Annotated in this window: 23 protein-coding genes; 13 read left to right on the plus strand and 10 right to left on the minus strand. The window is 71.8% G+C overall.

Annotation, left to right across the window (positions count from 1 at the left end; translation table 11 throughout):
* The first annotated feature begins 6 nt into the window (after positions 1-6).
* The 5 genes from ACEYYH_RS06910 (at position 7) to ACEYYH_RS06930 (ending at position 4,598) form a co-directional block, all read left to right on the plus strand.
* Complete coding sequence (locus ACEYYH_RS06910) at positions 7-873, plus strand: NAD(P)H-hydrate dehydratase (RefSeq protein ID WP_374977501.1); 867 nt, start codon at positions 7-9, stop codon at positions 871-873.
* 35 nt (positions 874-908) lie between these two features.
* Positions 909-2,117, plus strand: a complete 1,209-nt coding sequence (locus tag ACEYYH_RS06915; protein ID WP_374977502.1) for a hypothetical protein — start codon at positions 909-911, stop codon at positions 2,115-2,117.
* 54 nt (positions 2,118-2,171) lie between these two features.
* On the plus strand, positions 2,172-2,498 hold the full coding sequence (locus ACEYYH_RS06920) for an MTH1187 family thiamine-binding protein (RefSeq protein WP_374977503.1): 327 nt from the start codon (positions 2,172-2,174) through the stop codon (positions 2,496-2,498).
* 89 nt (positions 2,499-2,587) lie between these two features.
* Complete coding sequence (locus ACEYYH_RS06925; RefSeq protein ID WP_374977504.1) at positions 2,588-3,805, plus strand: MFS transporter; 1,218 nt, start codon at positions 2,588-2,590, stop codon at positions 3,803-3,805.
* A gap of 37 nt (positions 3,806-3,842) precedes the next feature.
* A complete protein-coding gene (locus ACEYYH_RS06930) occupies positions 3,843-4,598 on the plus strand; it encodes an NUDIX domain-containing protein (RefSeq protein ID WP_374977505.1) in 756 nt (251 codons plus the stop codon).
* A gap of 13 nt (positions 4,599-4,611) precedes the next feature.
* On the opposite strand, the gene ACEYYH_RS06935 is transcribed toward ACEYYH_RS06930, so the two are convergent.
* The gene (locus ACEYYH_RS06935; protein ID WP_116193979.1) at positions 4,612-5,817 is read right to left on the minus strand and encodes a homoserine O-acetyltransferase; all 1,206 of its coding nucleotides are present in this window, start codon (positions 5,815-5,817) and stop codon (positions 4,612-4,614) included.
* Positions 5,818-5,885: 68 nt separating this feature from the next.
* On the opposite strand from ACEYYH_RS06935, the gene ACEYYH_RS06940 reads away from it, so the two are divergent.
* On the plus strand, positions 5,886-6,134 hold the full coding sequence (locus tag ACEYYH_RS06940; protein ID WP_374977506.1) for a hypothetical protein: 249 nt from the start codon (positions 5,886-5,888) through the stop codon (positions 6,132-6,134).
* A gap of 63 nt (positions 6,135-6,197) precedes the next feature.
* On the opposite strand, the gene ACEYYH_RS06945 is transcribed toward ACEYYH_RS06940, so the two are convergent.
* The gene (locus ACEYYH_RS06945) at positions 6,198-7,520 is read right to left on the minus strand and encodes a bifunctional o-acetylhomoserine/o-acetylserine sulfhydrylase (protein ID WP_374977507.1); all 1,323 of its coding nucleotides are present in this window, start codon (positions 7,518-7,520) and stop codon (positions 6,198-6,200) included.
* Between the two features lie 169 nt (positions 7,521-7,689).
* Here ACEYYH_RS06945 and ACEYYH_RS06950 point away from each other — a divergent pair, with 169 nt between their 5' ends.
* From ACEYYH_RS06950 to ACEYYH_RS06965, 4 genes are read left to right on the plus strand one after another with little or no spacing between them, the layout of a single operon-like run.
* Positions 7,690-8,478: an SDR family oxidoreductase gene (locus ACEYYH_RS06950; protein ID WP_374977508.1), complete on the plus strand. Its 789-nt coding sequence runs from the start codon at positions 7,690-7,692 to the stop codon at positions 8,476-8,478.
* A complete protein-coding gene (locus tag ACEYYH_RS06955; RefSeq protein WP_374977509.1) occupies positions 8,475-9,344 on the plus strand; it encodes a metal-dependent hydrolase in 870 nt (289 codons plus the stop codon). The genes ACEYYH_RS06950 and ACEYYH_RS06955 overlap by 4 nt, the downstream gene beginning before the upstream one ends.
* Before the next feature lies 1 nt (position 9,345).
* Positions 9,346-10,038 (plus strand): uracil-DNA glycosylase, encoded by a 693-nt coding sequence (locus ACEYYH_RS06960; RefSeq protein WP_374977510.1) that lies wholly within the window; start codon positions 9,346-9,348, stop codon positions 10,036-10,038.
* 35 nt (positions 10,039-10,073) lie between these two features.
* Positions 10,074-10,685 (plus strand): GNAT family N-acetyltransferase, encoded by a 612-nt coding sequence (locus ACEYYH_RS06965; protein ID WP_116193973.1) that lies wholly within the window; start codon positions 10,074-10,076, stop codon positions 10,683-10,685.
* Positions 10,686-10,688: 3 nt separating this feature from the next.
* Here the strand turns inward: ACEYYH_RS06965 and ACEYYH_RS06970 are convergent, their stop codons facing one another.
* The 8 genes from ACEYYH_RS06970 to ACEYYH_RS07005 all read right to left on the minus strand — a co-directional run bounded on the left by ACEYYH_RS06970 (position 10,689) and on the right by ACEYYH_RS07005 (position 18,511).
* Positions 10,689-11,111 (minus strand): hypothetical protein, encoded by a 423-nt coding sequence (locus tag ACEYYH_RS06970; protein ID WP_374977511.1) that lies wholly within the window; start codon positions 11,109-11,111, stop codon positions 10,689-10,691.
* Complete coding sequence (locus tag ACEYYH_RS06975) at positions 11,089-12,159, minus strand: M4 family metallopeptidase (RefSeq protein WP_374977512.1); 1,071 nt, start codon at positions 12,157-12,159, stop codon at positions 11,089-11,091. Before ACEYYH_RS06975 ends, ACEYYH_RS06970 begins: the two co-directional genes overlap by 23 nt.
* 254 nt (positions 12,160-12,413) lie before the next feature.
* Complete coding sequence (locus tag ACEYYH_RS06980) at positions 12,414-13,163, minus strand: ABC transporter ATP-binding protein (protein WP_374978176.1); 750 nt, start codon at positions 13,161-13,163, stop codon at positions 12,414-12,416.
* A gap of 41 nt (positions 13,164-13,204) precedes the next feature.
* Entirely contained in the window at positions 13,205-14,038 is an 834-nt protein-coding gene (locus ACEYYH_RS06985) for an ATP-binding cassette domain-containing protein (protein WP_374977513.1), read from the minus strand.
* Positions 14,035-14,934: an ABC transporter permease gene (locus ACEYYH_RS06990; protein ID WP_374977514.1), complete on the minus strand. Its 900-nt coding sequence runs from the start codon at positions 14,932-14,934 to the stop codon at positions 14,035-14,037. Before ACEYYH_RS06990 ends, ACEYYH_RS06985 begins: the two co-directional genes overlap by 4 nt.
* The gene (locus ACEYYH_RS06995) at positions 14,931-15,881 is read right to left on the minus strand and encodes an ABC transporter permease (RefSeq protein ID WP_374977515.1); all 951 of its coding nucleotides are present in this window, start codon (positions 15,879-15,881) and stop codon (positions 14,931-14,933) included. The genes ACEYYH_RS06990 and ACEYYH_RS06995 overlap by 4 nt, the downstream gene beginning before the upstream one ends.
* Positions 15,878-17,392, minus strand: a complete 1,515-nt coding sequence (locus ACEYYH_RS07000; protein ID WP_374977516.1) for an ABC transporter substrate-binding protein — start codon at positions 17,390-17,392, stop codon at positions 15,878-15,880. Before ACEYYH_RS07000 ends, ACEYYH_RS06995 begins: the two co-directional genes overlap by 4 nt.
* Before the next feature lie 162 nt (positions 17,393-17,554).
* Positions 17,555-18,511 carry an alpha/beta fold hydrolase gene (locus ACEYYH_RS07005; RefSeq protein ID WP_374977517.1) on the minus strand — a complete coding sequence of 319 codons (957 nt, stop codon included), beginning with the start codon at positions 18,509-18,511 and terminating at the stop codon, positions 17,555-17,557.
* A 68-nt stretch (positions 18,512-18,579) separates the two neighbouring features.
* Here ACEYYH_RS07005 and ACEYYH_RS07010 point away from each other — a divergent pair, with 68 nt between their 5' ends.
* From ACEYYH_RS07010 to ACEYYH_RS07020, 3 genes are all read left to right on the plus strand, one after another.
* Positions 18,580-19,089 carry a carboxymuconolactone decarboxylase family protein gene (locus ACEYYH_RS07010; RefSeq protein WP_374977518.1) on the plus strand — a complete coding sequence of 170 codons (510 nt, stop codon included), beginning with the start codon at positions 18,580-18,582 and terminating at the stop codon, positions 19,087-19,089.
* Positions 19,083-19,868: a tyrosine-protein phosphatase gene (locus tag ACEYYH_RS07015; protein ID WP_374977519.1), complete on the plus strand. Its 786-nt coding sequence runs from the start codon at positions 19,083-19,085 to the stop codon at positions 19,866-19,868. Before ACEYYH_RS07010 ends, ACEYYH_RS07015 begins: the two co-directional genes overlap by 7 nt.
* A gap of 72 nt (positions 19,869-19,940) precedes the next feature.
* On the plus strand, positions 19,941-20,417 hold the full coding sequence (locus ACEYYH_RS07020) for an SIP domain-containing protein (protein WP_374977520.1): 477 nt from the start codon (positions 19,941-19,943) through the stop codon (positions 20,415-20,417).
* The last annotated feature ends 3 nt before the right edge of the window (positions 20,418-20,420 follow it).

Below are 20,420 nucleotides of genomic sequence, written 5' to 3' on the forward strand. Positions count from 1 at the left end.
GGCCGCATGGTGAGGACGTGGAGGCGCGCCGATGCCGCGCGCGCCCTGCGGAGGCCAACCGCCGACGACGACAAGTATTCCCGAGGCGTGCTGGGCATGCGGACGGGTTCCGAGGCCTATCCGGGAGCGGCGGTCCTCGGTGTCGAGGCGGCCTGGCGCACCGGTCTCGGCATGGTGCGCTACCTCGGACCCGCGCACCCGACCGATCTCGTGCTCGCACGCCGGCCCGAGACGGTGACCGCCGACGGGCGCGTGCAGGCGTGGGTGATCGGATCGGGAACGGATGCCTCGGCCCGCACGCCGTCCGACACCGCCGCCCTGCGGGCGCTGCTGTCCGACACCGACCCCGTCGTCGTCGATGCGGGAGCGCTCGACCTCGCGGCGGAGGCCACCGCCCCGCGCATCCTCACCCCGCACGACCGCGAACACGCGCGGCTGCGTTCGGCACTCGGCCTCGGGCACGCGCCGCCCGACCGCGTCGCCGCCGCTCGCGAGACCGCCGAAGTCACCGGCGCCGTCGTGCTGCTCAAGGGCGCCGTCACCGTGGTCGTCGCCCCGGACGGGTGGGCGGCAACGGTCGACGCGGGCACGCCCTGGCTCGCGACCGCGGGAACGGGCGACGTGCTGGCCGGCATCATCGGAGCACTCGTCGCGGGTGCGGTCGCGCAGAACGGGCACACGGATGCCGCGTCCCTCGCCGCGCTCGCCGCCTCGGGCGCGTGGCTGCACGGGCGGGCGGGCTCGATCGCCGCTCTCGGTGCGAGCAACGCGGCGCTGCCCGGTGCTCCGGCGTTCGGTGAGGGACCGATCACGGCGCTGGACGTGGCGGACGCGCTGCCTCGCGCCGTCGCCGAGGCCCTCGCCCACGCCTGACGGTCGGCGGTGCGCCTCGTCCCTAGGATGAAGGGGTGTTGCGGCGGACGTGGGTGTGGATCGCATTCGTCCTCGTCCATGCGGTGGTCATCTGGCTCGGGTTCGTCGACGACCACGCCGCCTCGTGGGACGTCGACCAGCTGTATCGCTGGTGGGCCGGGCTGACGCTCAGCGGCGACATGCTCCCCGGCATCACCGCGGACTGGATCTACCCGCCGCTGGCGCAGGTGCCCATCGTCCTCGTCGGGGCGTTCCGTGCCGTGGACTACACCCTCGGCTGGGGGCTGCTGGTGACGGCGCTCGACGCCGCGGCCTTCGCGGTGCTCGTCGGACGCGGGCGCTCGCGCGGTCGCATGATCGCCGCGTGGTTCTGGCTGGCGGCGATCCTCGCGCTCGGCGGCGTGGGCATGTTCCGGCTCGACGGCGTGACGGTGCCGCTCGCGGTCGCGGGCTCGCTGTGGCTCGTCGGACGGCCGTGGCTCGGCTCGGTGCTGCTCGCCGTCGCCACCTGGATCAAGGTGTGGCCGGCGGCACTGCTCGCGGCCGCGGTGATCGCGGTGCGCCGCCGGCTCGCGATCGTCGGGGGAGCGGCCGCCGTCACGGCGGTGGTCGTCCTGGCCGTCCTGCTCGCCGGAGGCGGGGCGCACCTGCTCGGGTTCGTCGGCGACCAGACCTCGCGGGGCCTGCAGATCGAAGCGCCGGTGAGCAGCGCGTACATGCTGCTCGCGATCGCGGGCGTCCCGGGCGCGCGGATGTTCTACGACCCGGACCTCATCACCTTCCAGGTCACCGGACCCTCCATCGACACGGTGATCATGCTGATGACCCCCGTGCTGATGGTCGGGATGGTGGCGATCGCGGCGGTCGGCGCGCTCAAGGCATGGCGGGGCGCGTCATTCGTCACGCTGTTCCCGCCGCTGTCGGCTGCGCTCGTGCTCGGCTTCATCGTGCTCAACAAGGTCGGGTCGCCCCAGTACATGACGTGGCTGATCGCGCCGGTCGTCGTGGGCCTCGCGATCGATCGGCGCCGCTGGCTCCGCCCGGCTGCGCTCACGCTCGTGATCCTCGCCGTCACCCAGCTGATCTTCCCGATCTTCTACGACTGGATCCTCGTGCTGACGCCCGCAGCCGTCTGGCTTCTCGTCGTGCGCAATGTGCTGCTCGTGGCGCTGTTCGTGTGGGTCGTGGTGCGCCTGGCGCGGGTGCCCGTACGCCAGCCGACCCGGCTGAGCGTGTCAGAGTAGACGTCGGGGCGCAGCATCCGTCGCCCGTCGTTCCCCACACAGCCGGAGGTCCCCATGCTCGTCGCCTTCTCCGTCGCCCCCAGTGGCACCGGCCGCGCCGACGGCTCGGTGCACGACGCCGTGGCCGCCGCGGTGCGTGTCGTGCGCGAGAGCGGCCTGCCGCACCGCACCACGTCGATGTTCACCGAGATCGAGGGGGAGTGGGACGAGGTCTTCGACGTCGTCAAGCGCGCGACCGACGCCGTCGCACCCTACGGCTCGCGCGTCTCGCTCGTGCTCAAGGCCGACATCCGGCCGGGATTCTCGGGCGAGCTCGACGGCAAGATCGAGCGCCTCGAGGCCGCGATCGACCGCCAGGCGAGCGAAGCCCACGCCGACTGAGGCTCCGGTCCCGCGCGTGCGTGACGGGGGGCGTCGGTCGCTTCCGAATCGATTCGACAGGATGCCGCGACCGCGGCTAGCATGACGCCGTGACCTCCTCGAATCTGACGAGGGGGGCGGCGACGTGGGCGCTCCTTTCCCTCGCCGTCGGCAGCTTCGGCATCGGCATGACCGAGTTCGTCGTCATGGGCCTGCTGCCGAACATCGGCTCCGACCTGCTTCCGTCGCTCTGGCAGCTGCGCCAGGAGGATGCGATCTACCAGGCCGGCTGGCTCATCTCGCTGTACGCGCTCGGCGTCGTCGTCGGTGCGCCGACGATCGCGGGCGCCGTGGCGAAGTACCCGCGCCACCGCGTGATGATCGGGCTGGCCCTCGCGCTCACGGTCTTCAACGCGCTCACCTTCCTGGCCCCGACGTTCGAGTGGGTCGCGGCATCCCGGTTCCTGGCGGGTCTCCCGCACGGTGCGTACTTCGGCATCGGCGCGCTCGTCGCCGCCGACGTGCTCGGTCCGGGCAAGCGGGCGAAGGGCGTCGCGTTCGTGCTCACCGGCCTCACGGTCGCGAACGTCGTCGGCGTGCCGCTCGGCACCTACCTCGGTCAGCAGCTCGGGTGGCGTGCGGCGTTCATGGTCGTGGCAGGCATCTTCGCGGCGGCGACCGTGCTCATCGCTTTCTTCGTGCCGGAGCATCCCGGCGATCCGTCGCGCACGCTGCGCGCGGAGCTCAAGGTGTTCCGCATCGGGCAGGTGTGGCTGGCGCTGGGCGTCGGCGCGATCGGCTTCGGCGGGTTCTTCGCGGTCTACAGCTACGTCGCGCCGCTGGTGACCGAGGTGGCCGGCTCCCCGGAGTGGGCCGTGCCGATCGTGCTCGTGCTCATCGGCCTCGGCATGACCATCGGCAACCTCGTCGGCGGCCACCTTGCCGACGTCGACCTCAAGCGCACGCTGATCGGGGGTCTCGTCGGGCTTGCGGTGGTGCTCGCGCTGCTCGCGGTGACCGCGCCGTGGATCTGGGCGCTCGCGTTCTTCGTGTTCGCCATCGGCTTCGTGGCGTCCGCCCTCAGTCCCACGATCCAGACGCGGCTGATGGACGTCGCGCAGGACAACCAGTCGATCGCTGCGGCGCTGAACCACTCGGCCCTCAACATCGGCAACAGTCTCGGCGCCTTCCTCGGCGGTGTCGTCATCGCCGCAGGCTGGGGCTTCGGCGCACCCGCGTGGGTCGGCGTCGGGCTCGCCCTCGCCGGCTTGGTGCTCGCGTCGGCCAGCCTCGTCCTCGAGCGGCGCCGGGTCGTGGTCGCGGTCTGACCCGCGGCGCCGTCTCGCGCCTGGGTAGAGTGTGCGGATGCCGGATCCGACGCCGACCGACCGCGCGCTGCAGGCGCTGAGCGACTCGATCGGCGGCGCGCGGACGCGCCGCCCGGAAGATGCCACGGACCCCGACGTCCCCGTCGCCGCGACGGTCGTGCTGCTGCGCGACGGCCGTGACGGTCTCGAGGTGCTCATGATCGAGCGGCCCGACCGCGGATCGTTCGCGGGTGCCTGGGTGTTCCCCGGCGGCAAGCTCGAAGACGCCGACCGCGGCGCCGACCACGAGCCCGAGCAAGACGTCGCCCGCCGCGCCGGCGTGCGTGAGACGCACGAAGAGACCGGGCTCGCGCTCGACACGGATGCGCTCGTGACGCTGTCGTGCTGGGATCCGCCGCCCGGCCTCGCGCTGCGCATCCGCACCTGGTTCTTCGTGACGCCGGCGGACGCGGGCGCACTGACGCTGTCGGCCGATGAGGCCGTCGACGCCGAGTGGCTGCGCCCCGCCGACGCACTCGCACGGCACGGCCGCGGCGGATTCACGCTGTATCCGCCGACCTGGGTGACCCTCCACGGCCTGGCCGAGCACGCCGACGCCGAGTCGGTGCTCGGGGCTGTGCGGCTCCGTGGCGTCCAGCGCTTCGAGACCGTCGCGCGTCGCGGCGGCGAGGGGCCTCTGCTGCTGTGGCAGGGCGACGAGGAGTGGGAGGCGGACGCCGGGGGCGCAGCATCCGGTTCCCGTCATCGTCTGGAGATCGGCGCGCTGCCCTGGCGCTACCAGCGCACGGAGTGAGAAAACGCGGGCGTCAGGCCTCCAGAAGCCGACGCAGGTGCGTGCCGACCGCCGTCGTCTCGATGAGGAAGCCGTCGTGGCCGAAATCGCTCGAGAGGACGACGGCGCGGTCGCCGTCGAGGGTGTTGCGGATGCCGCGCGCGATGCGGTGCTGCCCGTCGATGGGGAAGAGCCGGTCGCTGTCGATGCCGAGCACCAGGGCCGTGGCGGTGACGAGGGCGAGGGCGTCCTCGACGCCGCCGCGGTCGCGGCCGACGTCGTGCGAGTTCATGGCCTCGACGAGCGTGATGTACGAGTTCGCGTCGAAGCGCCGCGTGAACTTGTTGCCGTGGAAGTCGAGGTACGACTCGACGGCGAAGCGCCCGCCGTGCCCGAGCGGGCTGACGCCCGACTGCCACGTGCGCTGGAAGCGCTGGTTGAGCTCCGTGGGGGAGCGGTAGTTGAGCAGGGCCATGCGACGCGCGAGCGCGAGCCCGCGATTGGGGCCGTCGCCGTCGCCGGCGTCGTAGTACTCGCCGCCCTGGAACCGCGGGTCGATGCGGATCGCCTCGAGCTGCACGGAGTTGAGCGCGACCTGGTCGGCGGTGTTGACCGGCGGCGCTGAGAGGACCGCGACACGCTCTACGCGCTCGGGGCGCGAGATCGCCCACTCGAGCGCGTGCATGCCGCCCATCGATCCGCCGACGACCCCGGCCCAGACATCGATGCCGAGCGCGTCGGCGAGGCGCACCTGCGCCGCGACCTGGTCGCGGATCGTGAGGTACGGGAAGCGCGAGGCCCATTCGTAGCCGTCGGGACCGATGGACGCCGGACCCGTCGAACCCTGGCAGCCGCCCAGCATGTTCGGGGCGACCACGAACCAGCGGTCGGTGTCGATCGGAGCGCCGGGGCCGACGATGTCGTCCCACCAGCCCGACGTCGGATGCCCCGCCCCGGCCGGCCCGCGCACGTGGCTGTCGCCGGTGAGGGCGTGCAGCACGAGCACGGCGTTGTCGCGGGCGGAGTTGAGCTCACCCCAGGTCTCGTATGCGAGACGGTATGCGGGCAGCTCGCGGCCGCCCTCGGTGCGGAACGCCCCGAACGCCGCGAAGTGGCGCTCGCCGAGCGGGTCGCCGTCGCGCCAGGCGCCGGTGGCCGGAGGACGGCCGAGCAGCAGGCGGGCGTCAGCCTCCGTCACGGGCGCGCTCGGCACCGTGTCCTCGGAGGTCTGCCAGTCCATCCGTCCATTCTCGCCTGCGCATGCCTGTTGACGCCGTCTGTTACACCGCACATGGCAGAATGCGCGGCATGTCCACCGCTGAGCCCTTCATGCCCGCCCACGAGCCCCGCCCGGCGGTGCCGCCGCAGGAGCACGACCTCGATCACGACACCGACGTCATCTTCGACGAGGCCGATGATGCCGCGGTTGCGGGCGAGCCCTGGCACGCCGACGACGCCGCGCCGACGCTCCCGCGCCCGGTCCCGGGGGCGCAGCTCACCGCCGAGGAGCTGGCGGCCGACTTCGAGGCGGACGAGCCCGACACCGAGCAGGAATGACGGATGCCTCGTGCCCCGCGCGTATGCGCAGGGCACGAGGCATCCGTCGCCCGAAGAGGGGTATCAGGCGCGAGCGGCCTCCGACACCCGGCGAGCCGCCGCGAGCGCCTGCTCGAGGTCGGCCTTGAGGTCGTCGATGTTCTCGAGACCCACCGAGAGGCGCACGAGACCCGGGGTGACACCGGTCGTGAGCTGCTGCTCGGGGGTGAGCTGCGAGTGCGTGGTCGACGCGGGGTGGATGACGAGCGAGCGCACATCGCCGATGTTGGCGAGGTGGCTGAAGAGCGTCAGCGAGTTGACGAACTCGCGGCCCGCCTCGACGCCGCCCTTGAGCTCGAACGACAGCACTGCGCCGACGCCCTTCGGCGCGTACGTGTTCGCGGCGGCGTACCACGGCGAGGTCGGCAGACCCGAGTAGTTCACCGATGCGACGTCGGAGTGGTTCTCGAGCCACTCGGCGATCTCCTGCGCGTTCTGCACGTGGCGCTCGACACGCAGCGACAGCGTCTCGATGCCCTGGATGAGCAGCCAAGCGCTGTTGGGCGAGATGGCCGAGCCGAGGTCGCGGAGCAGCTGCACGCGCGCCTTGATGATGTAGGCGAGGCCGTCGCCCACCGCGGCCGTGTACGAGGCGCCATGGTACGAGGGGTCCGGAACGGTCAGGCCCGGGAACTTGTCGACGTTCTTCGACCACTCGAACGTGCCGCCGTCGACGATCACGCCGCCGATGGTGGTGCCGTGGCCGCCGAGGAACTTCGTCGCCGAGTGCACGACGATGTCGGCGCCGTGCTCGAACGGCTTGATGAGGTACGGGGTCGCGATTGTGTTGTCGACGATGAGCGGCACGCCGTTCTCGTGCGCGACGTCGGCGACGCCGCGGATGTCGAGCACGTTGATCTTCGGGTTGCCGATGGTCTCGGCGAAGAACAGCTTCGTGGTCGGGCGGACCGCGCGGCGCCACTCCTCGAGGTCGTCCTGATTCTCGACGAAGGTGACCTCGATGCCGAGCTTGGCCAGCGTGTACTTGAAGAGGTTGTAGGTGCCGCCGTAGATCGAGCTCGACGACACGATGTGGTCGCCGGCTTCGGCGATGTTGAGCACCGCGAACGTCGCCGCGGCCTGGCCCGACGCGAGCAGCAGGGCGCCGGTGCCCCCCTCGAGCGCGGCGAGGCGCTCCTCGACGACGGCCTGCGTCGGGTTCTGGATGCGCGTGTAGATGTTGCCGAACTCGGCGAGCGCGAAGAGGTTCGCCGCGTGGTCGGCGTTGTCGAAGACGTACGACGTGGTCTGGTAGATCGGCGTGGCGCGAGCCTTGGTCACCGGGTCGGGCTGAGCCCCCGAGTGGATCTGCTTGGTCTCGAAACGCCAGTTCTCGGCTGCGGACATGGCCTGCTCCTGCGGGATCGGGTGCCGGGAGCGTGCCCCCCAGCCGGGTTCGAGAGTACGGAGAACCTGGTGTTGTCAACAACGTCGGGGAAATGTGACGTAACGCGCTCCCGTCCCGGATTCCCGGTCGGGGAGTGCAGCCGGGCGGCACGTGGGTAGCGTTGTGGGTATGGCGAACAGACGTGCAGTGGTGACCGGGGCGAGCTCGGGGATCGGCGAGGCGGCGGTGCGCGCGCTGCGCGCGAGCGGATGGGACGTTGTCGGCGTCGCACGACGCGCTGATCGGCTCGCCGCGCTCGAGGCCGAGACCGGCGCCGTCGCTTTCGCCGCCGACCTGACGACGGATGCCGACGTCGAGGCGCTCGCCGTGTTCCTGGCGGAGTCGGGCCCGGTCCACGCTCTGGTCCACGTCGCGGGCGGCGCGCGCGGCACCGACCGCGTCGAGGACGGCCGCGTCGAGGACTGGCAGTGGATGTTCGACGTCAACGTCCTCTCTGCACAGCGGCTGGTCGCGGCGCTGCTGCCGCAGCTGCGCCGGGCCGCAGCATCCGACGGTTACGCCGACACCCTCTTCGTGACCTCCACCGCCGCGCAGACCGCGTACGCCGGAGGCGCGGGCTACAACGCCGCGAAAGCGGGCGAGGCGATGATCGCGCACGCGCTGCGGCTGGAGCTGAACGGCGAGCCGATCCGCGTGATCGAGGTCGCGCCCGGCATGGTGCACACGCCCGAGTTCACCCTCAACCGTCTCGGCGGCGACAGCGCGGCCGCCGAGCGCGTGTACGACGGCGTCGAGAACCCGCTCACCGCGGACGACGTCGCCGACGTCATCGCGTACGCGCTCAACGCCCCCGGGCACGTCAACCTCGACCTCATCACGATGCGCCCGGTCGCGCAGTCGGCGCAGTTCCTCCTCGCGCGCGGCCCGCTGCGCGCGCGCGGCACGGAGGAGCTGTGACCCTCACCGACGGCACCGTCGTCACCTTCCCGGCCGGCGCCGTCTCCTCCCACGGCACCGTGGTCCACGTGGCCGATGCCGGCGACGGGCGGACGGCCGTCGTGCTCGATGAGACCGCCTTCCACCCGGTCGACTCGGCCTGGCCGGACCAGCCCGCGGACCGTGGCACGCTGCGGGTCGGTGACACCGAGCTCGTCGTGGTCGACGCGCTCGTCGGCGCGACGCAGGGCGACGGCTTGCTGCTCGGCCCGGACGTCCCCGTGCGCACGGGGACCGAGGGGTGGACCTTCGTCGTCGCACACCTCGTCGAGCGCGGCGCCGCGGTCGCGGCGGGGGAGACGGTGGACGTGGCGGTGGATGCCGCGTACCGCGCCGCGCTCTCGGCGGGTCACACCGCGTGCCACCTGGCCGCGCTCGCCCTCGACGCCGCACTGGCGGACGCCTGGCGCAAGGATGCGCCGGCCGATGCGCTCGGTGCGCCGGCATTCGACGCGCTCTCGATCCAGAAGTCGCGCATCCTGCCGGACGGCTCGCGCGACGTGTACCGCATCGGCAAGTCGCTGCGGCGCAGGGGATTCGACCCGGACGCGCTCGACGACCTCGATGCCCTCGCGGCCCGAGTGGACGCGCAGCTCGCCGCGTGGATCGCCGCGGGCGGCGCCGTGCGCATCGAGCGCGACGGCGACACGCTCGCCGACCGCCGCGCGTGGGTGTGCGAGCTTCCGGGCGCCGAGGCGCGCATCCCGTGCGGCGGCACGCACGTCGCCTCGCTCCACGAGCTGACGGGGGCGAAGGTCGCCTTCGCGTCCACCACGGTCGAGGGCGGGCTCGAGCTCGTCATGACGACGAGGGCGGAGCGCGCCTGACATGGCGATGACGCTGCCCGAGCTCGCCGACGCAGGACTCGTCGACCCGGAATGGTCGACGGCGCTCGCGCCCGTCGGTCCCGACATCGCCGCGCTCGGCCAGCGACTCCGTGCCGAGGTCGCCGCCGGACGCCACTACCTTCCGGCGGGCGACCGTGTGCTGCGCGCGTTCCAGCGCCCGCTGCAGGACGTCAAGGTGCTCATCGTCGGGCAGGATCCGTACCCGACGCCGGGGCATCCGATCGGGCTGTCCTTCGCGGTCGACGCGCACGTGCGGCCGCTGCCGCGCAGTCTGGGCAACATCTACCAGGAGCTCGAGTCCGACCTCGGCGTCCCGCGGGCGGAGCACGGCGACCTGTCGGCGTGGAGCGACCAGGGCGTCATGCTGCTCAACCGCGTGCTGACGGTCGCGCCCGGGGCACCGGCATCCCATCGCGGCTGGGGCTGGGAGAAGGTGACAGAGCACGCCATCCGCACGCTCGTCGCGCGTGACCGGCCGCTCGTGGCGATCCTGTGGGGGCGGGATGCTGCGAACCTGCGTCCGCTCCTGGGCAGCACGCCCATCATCGAATCGCCGCATCCGTCGCCGCTGTCGGCGAGTCGCGGGTTCTTCGGCTCGCGGCCGTTCTCGCGGGCCAACGAGCTGCTCGCCCAGCAGGGTGCCGACCCCGTCGACTGGCGGCTGCCCGCATAGGGGCGGCGGTCGACCGCAGACACCAGGAGGAGCTCATGCTCGAAGAGGAATACGAGAAGGACCGCCGCAAGCTGCCGCGCCACCTGCAACGGCAGCCCGAGCCCGAGCGCCCGTTCTCGTTCACGATCCGTCCCGTCGAGGACCAGGACATCCCCGACATCCGCGAGATCTACAACTACTACGTCACCAACTCGGTCGTGACCTTCGACGAGGACATCTGGTCGGTCGCCCAGTGGCGCAAGAAGCGGGATGGGCTCGCGAAGCAGGGGCTGCCGTTCCTCGTGGCCGAGTCACCGTCGGGACAGATCCTCGGGTACGCGCTCGTGCAGCCCATGTCGAGCAAGTCCGCGTACCGGTTCTCCGTCGAGAACTCGATCTACCTCGGCCAGGCCGCGACCGGGAAGGGGCTCGGCCGGGCGCTGCTCGAAGCGCTCATCGAGGCGTGCGAGGCCGCGGGCATCCGCCAGATGGTCGCGGTGATCAGCGACAAAGGCGCCGAAGGCTCGGTCGCCCTGCACGAGAAGCTGGGATTCGTCGAGGTCGGCCGGATGGGCAGGGTGGGCTTCAAGTTCGGCCGCTGGCTCGGCACGATCTACATGCAGAAGGCCCTCAAGCCCGCGAAGAAGAAGGGGCTCTTCGCGCGCTGAGCCTCAGCGGCCCGGCCGGCCGGGGTCGGAGCGCTGCCGGCTCCAGTCGCGGACGGCATCGACGAGCTCGCGCCAGGCGCCCACCACCTCGTCGTCGGGCAGCTCGGCCTCGCGCGCGTGGGCACCCGACCACGTCGCGCGGATGAACCACACGAAGCCGTCGGGCATCGGATCGCTGCGTCGCGCCACGGGACGCGGCGGAGCGGCGGCGGGATCCTCGTCGGCGTCTTCGCCCGCGGGGCTGGGCGCCTCGCTCCACGGGCAGCGGTCGATGAGCGTGATCCACTCGGGGGCCTCCGCCTCGGGCGGCTGCGCGGACCAGCGCCGCGTGATGCCGGCGAAGCCGCCGGTGCGCGCGACGTCGACCTCGACCGCCGGCTGCGCGGCGGACGATGCGGTCGGGTCAGGCTTCGGCTTCTCGGTCATCCGGGATCACGCCGACGCCGGTCCACCCGGCGCGGACGGCGTCGACCTCCTCCGACTCCTCACCGTACTCCGCGGCCGCCGCAGCGAGGGTGGCGCGGGCGAACATGGTGAAGTCCGCGGTGGAGGGGAGGGTACCCGACGTGAGCGCGCGGTACCAGATGAGGCCGGCGCGCTCCCACGCGCGACCCCCGACAGCCTTCGCCGTGAGATAGAACGCGTGGTTGGGGATGCCGGAGTTGATGTGCACGCCGCCGTTGTCGTCGCGGGTCTCGACGTAGTCGCGCATGTGCGCCGGCTGCGGGTCTCTGCCGAGGACGTCGTCGTCGTACGCGGTGCCGGGCGCCTTGAGCGACCGCAGGGCGACGCCCTCCACAGCATCCGTGAAGATCCCTTCGCCGATGAGCCACGTCGCCTCGTCGACGGTCTGCCCCTCGCGGTGCTGCTCGGCGAGGGCGCCGAAGACGTCGGCGATCGATTCGTTGATCGCGCCGGACTGACCCCGGTACAAGAGGCCGCCCTCGTCTTCGATCACGCCGTGGGCGAGCTCGTGGGCGATGACGCTGAGCGATCGCGTGAAGCCGCGGAACACCTCGCCGTCGCCGTCGCCGAAGACCATGCGCTCGCCGTTCCAGAAGGCGTTGTCGTAGTCGCGGCCGTAGTGCACGGTCGCCAGCAGCGAACTGCCCGAGCCGTCGATGCTGTCGCGCGCGTACGCGTCCCACCAGAAGTCGTACGTCGCGCCGAGCCCGTCGTACGCCTCGTCGACGGACGCGTCTCCGGTGGCGGGCTCGCCCTCCCCGCGCACCCGGGTGCCCGGAAGCACCTCGCGGTGCGTCGCATCCGAGATCTCGCGATCGGGCGCGGGCGTCGCCTCGGCGACGAGTGTGCCCGGCTCCTGGATCGACAGCCGCAGGCGCGAGCGCACCGGACGGTAATCCCGCGGCGCGGCGAGAGTGCGGTGCGCAGCATCGGCCGCCCGAGCCCAGTCCTCCTCCTGCACGGCGGCGATGCGGGCGAGCAGGTACGGGGGGACGATTCCGGGGCTCATGCTCCGAACTTATCGGCGGCCCCCGACGACCCCGCACCTCGCCCCGGCGAGTCAGCCCCGGCTCGCCCCCGCCTCTCATCCCGTCACTTCTGGCGAGTCGCCAAGGACGACGGCTCCCCTCGCCTTTCTTGGCGAGTCGCCAGATCACGGCCGCCCCCGCGTCTTGGCGAGTCGCCAGGACGCGCGGCGGTCCACGTCGAATTGTGGCGAGTCGCCAAGACCGGTGGGAAGGAGGAAGTCGGCGGGCTCCGCGACTACCGGCCGGCGTCGATGACGGGGATCGACGCGAGCAGCCGCCGGGTGTAGGCGACCTGAGGCTGCAGAAGCACCTTCTCGGTCGGGCCCTCCTCGACGATGCGGCCGTCCTTCATGACGACGACCTCGTCGCACAGGTTCTGCACGACGCCGATGTCGTGCGACACCAGCAGGAGGGTCAGCCCGTCGCGCACGCGCAGCTCGCCGAGCAGCTCGAGGATCTGCGCGCGGACCGTGACGTCGAGCGCCGACAGCGGCTCGTCGCCCACGAGCAGGCGCGGGCGGTGCACGATCGCGCGGGCGAGGGCGATGCGCTGCCGCTGGCCGCCCGAGAACTCGTGCGGGAAGCGGTCGGCCATGTCGGCCTCGAGCCCGACGTCCTCCAGCACCTCGCGCACGCGTGCACGACGGTCGCCCTCGATCCCGAGCGCCCACAACGGCTCTCCGACGATGCGGCCCACGCTCATGCGCGGGTCGAGCGACGCGTAGGGATCCTGGAACACGATCCCCGTCTGCCGGCGCAGCCAGTGCAGCGATCGTGCCGAGGCGCGCGCGTCGACCGGCTGCCCGTCGAACTCCACGGTGCCCGCGGACGGCGTGTCGAGGGCCAGCAACAGGCGGACGAGCGTCGACTTGCCGGAGCCCGACTCGCCGATGAGGCCGACCGCCGAGCCCTCGCGCACGTCGATGTCGGCGTCATCGAGTCCTGTCGCGAACGCCTGCTTCTCGAACAGGTGCGCCTTCGGCATGGGGTAGCGGCGGGTGAGCCCGCGGCCGCGGATCAGCACGTTCATGCTCCTCCTTCTGGGGCTTCGCCCCAGACCCCCGGCGCGCGAGCGCGACCTCCCTCCGGCCGCCACAGGGTCGCGGTCGCGTCGCGGAGCAGCTCCTGGGTGACGGCGGATGCCGGAGCCGAGAGCAGCTGCGACACCGGCGCCGCCTCCACCACGCGTCCCTGCTCGAGCACCACTCCGTGCGTGGCGATCTGCGACAGCACCGCGAGATCGTGAGTGATGAAGACGAGGGACATGCCGTCGTCGCGCGCGAGCGACAGGAGGAGCTGGAGGATCTCGGCCTGGATGGTCACGTCCAGTGCCGTCGTCGGCTCGTCGGCGATCAGCAGTCGCGGCCGGCACGCGAGCGCCATCGCGATCGCGACCCGCTGGCGCTGACCGCCCGACAACTGGTGGGGGTACCGCGCCACGATGCGCTCCGGATCGGGGAGCGCGACACGGGATGCCTCGGCGACGGCGCGGGCGGCAGCATCCCGTTTCGACAGCCCTTCGTGGATGCGGATCGACTCGGCGATCTGACGGCCGACGGTGCGGATCGGGTTGAGCGCGGTGCGCGGCTCCTGGAACACGATGCCGATCTCGTCGCCGCGGAGCTCAGCGAGCTCGTCATCGGAAAGACCGAGGATCTCGCGACCGTTCCATCGCACGCTCCCCGACGCCGTCGCGCCGTCAGGGAGGAGACCCAGGATCGCGAGCGCCGTCAGCGATTTGCCGGAGCCCGATTCGCCGATGAGCCCGACGCGGGCGCCGTCGGGCACGGCGAACGAGACGCCGTCGACGACGCGGCGGTCACCGATGTCGATCGTCAGACCCTGCACCTCGAGGCTCATGAGACGACCTCCGGAACATGGAGCCGCGCACGGCGCGTCGCGAACGGGCTGCGGGAGAGGGTCGGGTCGGTGGCCTCGCGCAGGCCGTCGCCGAGCAGGTTGAGACCCAGCACGGTGAGGGTGATCGCGAGGCCCGGCCACACCACCGACAGCGGGTGCACGGCGATGAACTGCTGCAGCTGCGCGAGGAGCAGGCCCCACGACGGCTCGGTCACCGGCGCGCCGAATCCGAGGTACGACAGGCCCGCCTCCGCGAGCACCGCGACGGCCATGCCCCACGACAGCTGCACGATGAACACCGGCGCGACGTTGGGGAGGAGGTGGCGCCAGAGGTTCTGCGCCGGCGTGAGGCCGGACGCGCGTCCGGCGAGGACGAAGTCGCTGTGCAGCACCCGCCGGAGCTCCGGTCGCGTCACCCGGGCGATGTTGACGCCGAAGCCTATGCCGACCGCCCAGATCACGACCCACAGCGATCCGCCCCACACCGCCGAGATCATCATCGCGATGATCAGCACCGGGAACGCGATGAGGATGTCGACGAACACCGCCACCGACTCGCGCACCCAGCGCGCAGTGAGGGCGCCGAGCGCGGCGAGCGAGATGCCGATCACGGTCGCGACGATGCCGGCACCGACCGCGACGAACACGGTGGTGCGGGCGCCGGCCATCAGCAGACTCAGGATGTCGCGGCCCGACCCGTCGGTGCCGAGCAGGTGCGGCCACCCCGGCAGCGCCCATCGGTTCGCGATGTCGACCCGCTGCGGGTCGAACGGCGTCCAGAACCGCGCGACGATCGCCGTGAGCACGACGACCGCGACGACGATGAGTCCGAAGCGTCCGGTCGAGAGCGCCCAGAGACGCCTGAGCCACGCCCACCGCGACCGACGTGCGCTCATGACGCCTCCCGCTGCCGGGGGTCGATGACGCGGTGCACGAGGTCGACGACGAATCCGACGATGAGCACGAACCCGGTGAGGGCGAGGAGCTCGCCCTGCACCTTCGGCAAGTCGCGCGCGGCGACGTCGGCCACCAGCATGCGGCCGATGCCGGGAAGGGAGAACAGCTGCTCGATCACGACGGCGCCCACGATGATGCCGGCCACCTGCAGACCGAGCACCGTGATCACCGAGAGGCCGACGACGGGGAGGCCGTGGCGGATGAGCGCCTGGTCGCGGGTGAGGCCCTTGGCGGCCGCGGTGCGCACGAAGTCCTGCCCGACGGCCTGCAGCGTCGCACTGCGCACGAACCGCAGCAGCATGGCGCCCTCGACGATGCCGATCGTGAGAGCAGGGAGGATGAGCGACCGCAGCGCCGCCCACGGATCGCTCCACCCCGACCGCGGGAAGCCCTGCGCGGGCAGCCAGCCCAGCCACACCGCGAAGACGACGACGAGCATCATGCCCGCCCACACCACCGGCACCGCGGCGAGGGTCTGCGCGCCGACGCTGAGTCCCGTGCCCGAGGCGCGCCCGCGCTGCATCGCCGAGAGCACGCCGAGCGGCACGCTGATCACGACGGCGATGAGGAGGGACAGGATGCCGAGGGGCACGGTCACCTCCGCCTTCTGGGCGAGCTCGTCCACGACGCTCGTGCCCGTCAGGAGGGACGTGCCGAGGTCGCCGCGGAACAGCCCGCCGATCCACGTGAGGTACTGCTCCGGGAGAGGGCGGTCGAGGCCGAGCCGCTCCCGGATGGCGTCCTGCTGCTCGGGGGTGGATCCCACGCCCGCGATGAGGTGGGCGATGTCACCCGGCAGCACTCGGAGGGTGACGAAGATCAGCACGCTGGCGACGAGGAGCCCGACCAGAAGGAGGGCGAATCGGGTCAGCGTGTAGCGGATCACCCGTTGCTCTTGGTGATCTCGGCGATGTTCAGGCGCTCGTTCACGTTGATCGAGGGCATACCGGCGATGTTCGTGCCGACGGCCACGACGGAGGCGCCGTTGTAGAGCCAGTCTGCCCCGGCGTCCTCGGAGACGATGCGAGCGGCCTGCTCGAGCAGATCGGCGGCTTCGGATTCGTCCGTGGCTGCCAGCGACTGCGCGTACAGATCCTGCACCTCGGGGTTGTCGTACGTGAAGTAGTAGTCGGGGTTCGCCCAGTTCTCGAAGTCGCGGGCCTCGGTGTGCAGCACGAAGCTCAGGTCGTAGTCCTGGTTCGTGTAGACGTCGGTGAGCCACGTGGTGAAGTCGACGGAGTCCACGTCGAGCGTGATGCCGACCTCGTCGAGGTCCGACACGAGGATCTGCGGGATCGTCGTCGAGTAGAAGCTCGGGATCGTCAGCGTGAGCTCGAGGTCGTCCTCGAAGCCGGCCTCCTTGAGGAGCTCTCGGGCGGCCTCCGGGTCGTAGGGCGCGACGTCCGAGAGGTCCTCGTAGCCCGGGTCGAGTTCGGGGATCGGGCCGTACTGCGTCTGCCCCGACGCGAGCGCCTCGATGATGGCGTCGTGGTCGATCGCCTGGCGGATCGCCTGGCGCACCCGCTTGTCGGCGAGCGGACCGGAGGTCTGGTTGAACGCGAGCGTGCCCTTGTCGGTGGACTGCCCGAGCACGAGCGCGAAGTCGCCGTTCGCCTCCACCTGCTCCTTGAGGTTCGCGTCGAACCCGGTCAGCACGTCGACCTCGCCCGCGAGCGCCGCGTTGAGCGCGGCCTGGTTGTCGGGGATGTACTCGAACACGACCTCGGCGGCGCCGGACGCCTCGCCCCAATAGGCGTCGTTGCGCGCGAACGTGATGCTGTCGCCCTCGCGCCACTCCTCCAGCACGAAGGGGCCCGTGCCGTTGGCCGCGGTCTTGTAGTCGACGGTGTCGCCCTCCTTGAGGACGATGCCGGCGCGGCCGGTGAGGTTCCACAGCAGGCTCGAGTCGGGCTCGCTGAGCGTCAGCGTGATGTCCTGCCCCTCCGCGGCGATCGAGGTGACGTTCGCCAGTCGCGCCGAGTCGCGCCACGTCGGGGTGTCGCGCCGTGTGGTGAGAGACCAGACGACGTCCTGGGGAGTCAGCGCCTGGCCGTCGTGGAACGTCACGCCCTCGCGGAGCGTGAAGGTGTACGTGAGGCCGTCGGGCGAGACGGTCCAGTCGCTCGCGAGTGCGGGGACGATGTCCTGCTCGGGCGTGCGGGCGACGAGGCCCTGGTAGATGTTGTCGACGAGGATCTGGTCCAGCGCCGACCCCGCGGTCTCGCGGATGTCGAGGTTGCCGGGCTCGAGCACCAGCCGGACCGCGACCGACGCGTCGGGGTCGGGCTCCCCGGGCGACGTGGGCGCGGTGGCGCCGCTCCCACCGCTGCAGGCGGTGAGGACGAGCAGACCGGCGGCCAGCAGCGACGCTGCGGCGAGAGCGGTGCGACGGAGCATGAAGGTCCTTTCGGGGACGGTCCCGTGTGCTGTTCGAGCTTCGGCTGCCAGGGGGTGAGAGCCGGTGTGCCTCTCAGCCTAGGGATATCGCCGAGGCGTGCGGCAACCCGGTACCCGGAACGCAACAGAAGCGTTAATGCTTCCCGACCGGCGCCGCAGCGGTCAGCCGCCGGAGGCCATCGCGCGCAGGCCCGCCCCCAGCTCCTGCGGGATCTCCTCCTGCACGTTGTGCCCCGACGCGACGACGGCGACGGATGCTGCGGGCACGCGTCGCGCGAACTCGGCGGCGTCTTCGTCCGTGACGTAGCCGCGCGCGCCGCGCAGGAGCGTCGTCGGGGCGGCCACTGCCGCGAGATCCTCCCAGCCGGACTCGCCGAGCACCGCGGCGACGGCGTCCTGCTGCGCGGCCGCGCTGGCCGCGTCCGCGGGGGATGCGGACGCGGCGTTCGCCAGGCGGGCGAAGTGGTGCTTCCACTCGACCCGGCCATCGCCGCGGATGCGGGAGTTGAAGAAGACGCCGCGCTCGGCCCTGCGTCGAGTGCCGCCGCCGAGCCCGTAAGCGAGCGCGCGGTCGACCAGCTCGTCACGCGACGCCCAATCGACCGGGCCGGCGAAGAAGTCGCGGATCTGCTTCGCCCCGGCGTTCGGGTCGAGGCCCGGCGTGATGTCGATGACGACGAGCTCGTGCACGAGATCCGGTCGGGAGGCCGCCACAGCCGCGGCCGTCAGCCCGCCGAGCGACTGTCCGACGAGCAGCTGCGGGGCGTCCGTCCAGGCATCGATGCCCGCGGCGACGTCGGGTGCGAGCACGCGTGCGAGGTAGGCGGCATCGTCGCGCCACGACGAGTCGCCGTGGCCGGGAAGGTCGATCGCCAGCGCAGGAAGCCCGAGCGCGAGGATCGTGGTGTCCCACGTGTGGGCGTTGAGGCCCGCGCCGTGGAGGAACGTCACCACGGGAGCGGCGTCGGGGGAGTCCGCCGGAGAGTAGCGCAGCGCGCTCAGGGTGCGTCCGTCGGCGAGGGTCAGCGACAGCCTCTCGCCGCGCGGGACGGGAGCGTGGATGCCGGCCTCGTCGGCCTGCTCGGGGAGGAACGAGAACTCGTCGATGGGGTCGCTCACCCGCTCATCATGCCCCACCCAGGCTCCGCCCGGCCCCCGCGCGAGCGCTCCCTGGGTAGTCTGGCGTCATGACGGCAGAACACCGCGTGCACCTCTCGCGAGCGGCGCGACCCGCCTACCAGGCGCTCTCGGCCTTCTCGAAGACCGTGGGCGGCATCGCCGCCGAGAACGGCATCGATGACCGGCTCAAGGAACTCGTGCAGATCCACGCCTCGCAGCTCAACGGCTGCGCGTACTGCGTGCGGGTCCACGTCGAGCGGGCGGTCGCCGCCGGTGTCACGGCGGACGACATCGCGCAGCTGCCGGTGTGGCGCGAATCCGGCGTCTTCTCCGACCGGGAGCGTGCGGGTCTCGAGCTCGCCGAGGCCTACGTCTACATCCACGAGGACGGCATCCCCGACGACGTGTACAACCGCATCGGCGGCGTTCTCAGCGAGAAGGAGTACGTCGGCCTCAGCTGGATCCTCGTGTCGATCAACGCGTTCAACCGGATCGCCATCGCGGGCCGGTACAGCACGCCGCCCCGCGACGACCTCGTCGGCGAAGACAAGGACGCCGCCGCGGGCGCGGCGTGGTAGCGGACGATCCGCCGTCGGTCGACCCTGTCGACCCGGCGGACCCGGGCCGTGCGGCGTTCTCCGACCCCGTGATCCCCGGTGCGGTGAACCTCCGCGATGTCGGAGGGCTGCGCGCGGGGACGACGACGACGCGGTACGGCGTGCTGTTCCGCTCGGGCAACCTGGCACGGATCGGCGCGAAAGGCGGAAAGGCGCTCGCGGGCCTGGGCCTGCGCCGCATCATCGATCTGCGCGCCGACGACGAGGTCGCCCGCGACCCCAGTCGCATCGGGGGCCTGGACGTCGTGACCCAGCGCGTGCCGCTCTTCGTGGGATCGGTCGACTCGTTCTTCCGCGACGACCTCACGCTCGACGAGATGTACCGCCTCATCGTCGACGAGTCATCGGACGGCGTCGTGGCGGTGGTGCGGGGCATCCTGGCCGATCACCCGGCGCTCGTGCACTGCACCGCGGGCAAGGATCGCACCGGCGTCACCGTCGCGCTGACGCTGGCGGCAGCTGGCGTCGACGCCGATGAGGTCGTCGCCGACTACGCGCGCACGGAGGCGCTGCTGCCGGCGCGACGCAACCGCTACGTCGTGGCGCTGATCCGATCCCTGCACCCCCGCGCGGTGAACGTCGAGGATCTCGTCGCGCGCTCCCCGGCGCCGGTGATGCGCGCGCTCCTCGCCGACGTCGAGGACCGCTACGGCTCGGCCGCGGACTATCTGCGTACGCACGGGCTCGCCGACGATGAGATCGCCGAGCTGCGCCGCGTCCTGCTGCGGCGCGACGCGTAGGGACGCGGCATCCGTGTCATCATCCGAAATGAGGTAAGGCAACCCTTCATCACCGGTTATAGTGGAGGGGTCATGGTCCAGAACATCCAGCCTCAGAGCGCCGCGCACAACGCGTCGGCGTGCCGTGCGTCGCGTCACACGCGCGTCCAGCACCTGATCACGGCCGACGAAACGTCGCTGGCCGAGCTCGAGGCCGTGCTCGCGACCCTGCCGATCTGCTCGACGGGCCGCGTCTTCATCGAGATCCCGGACGCCTCGTGGCTGGCCGAGATCACCGCGCCGAGCCGCATGAGCGTGACGTGGCTCGACCGCTCCCAGCGCTCGGGCGCTCCCGGCACCGGTCGCGGCTGCGGGTCGGGCGAGGCGCTGACGCGTGCCGTCACCGCGTGGGCCGACGAGATGCTGTGCACCGAGGGCGACGAGACCCGCATCCACCTGCTGGGCGGCTATCTCGGCACGGCCGACATCGTCGATCACCTGGTCGAGCTCGGGATCCGCAAGGATGCGATCCACACCCCCGCGCAGTACGGCCTGACCACCGCGCGCTGACGC

This window comes from Microbacterium trichothecenolyticum (assembly GCF_041938625.1).
Lineage (GTDB): Bacteria > Actinomycetota > Actinomycetes > Actinomycetales > Microbacteriaceae > Microbacterium > Microbacterium trichothecenolyticum_D.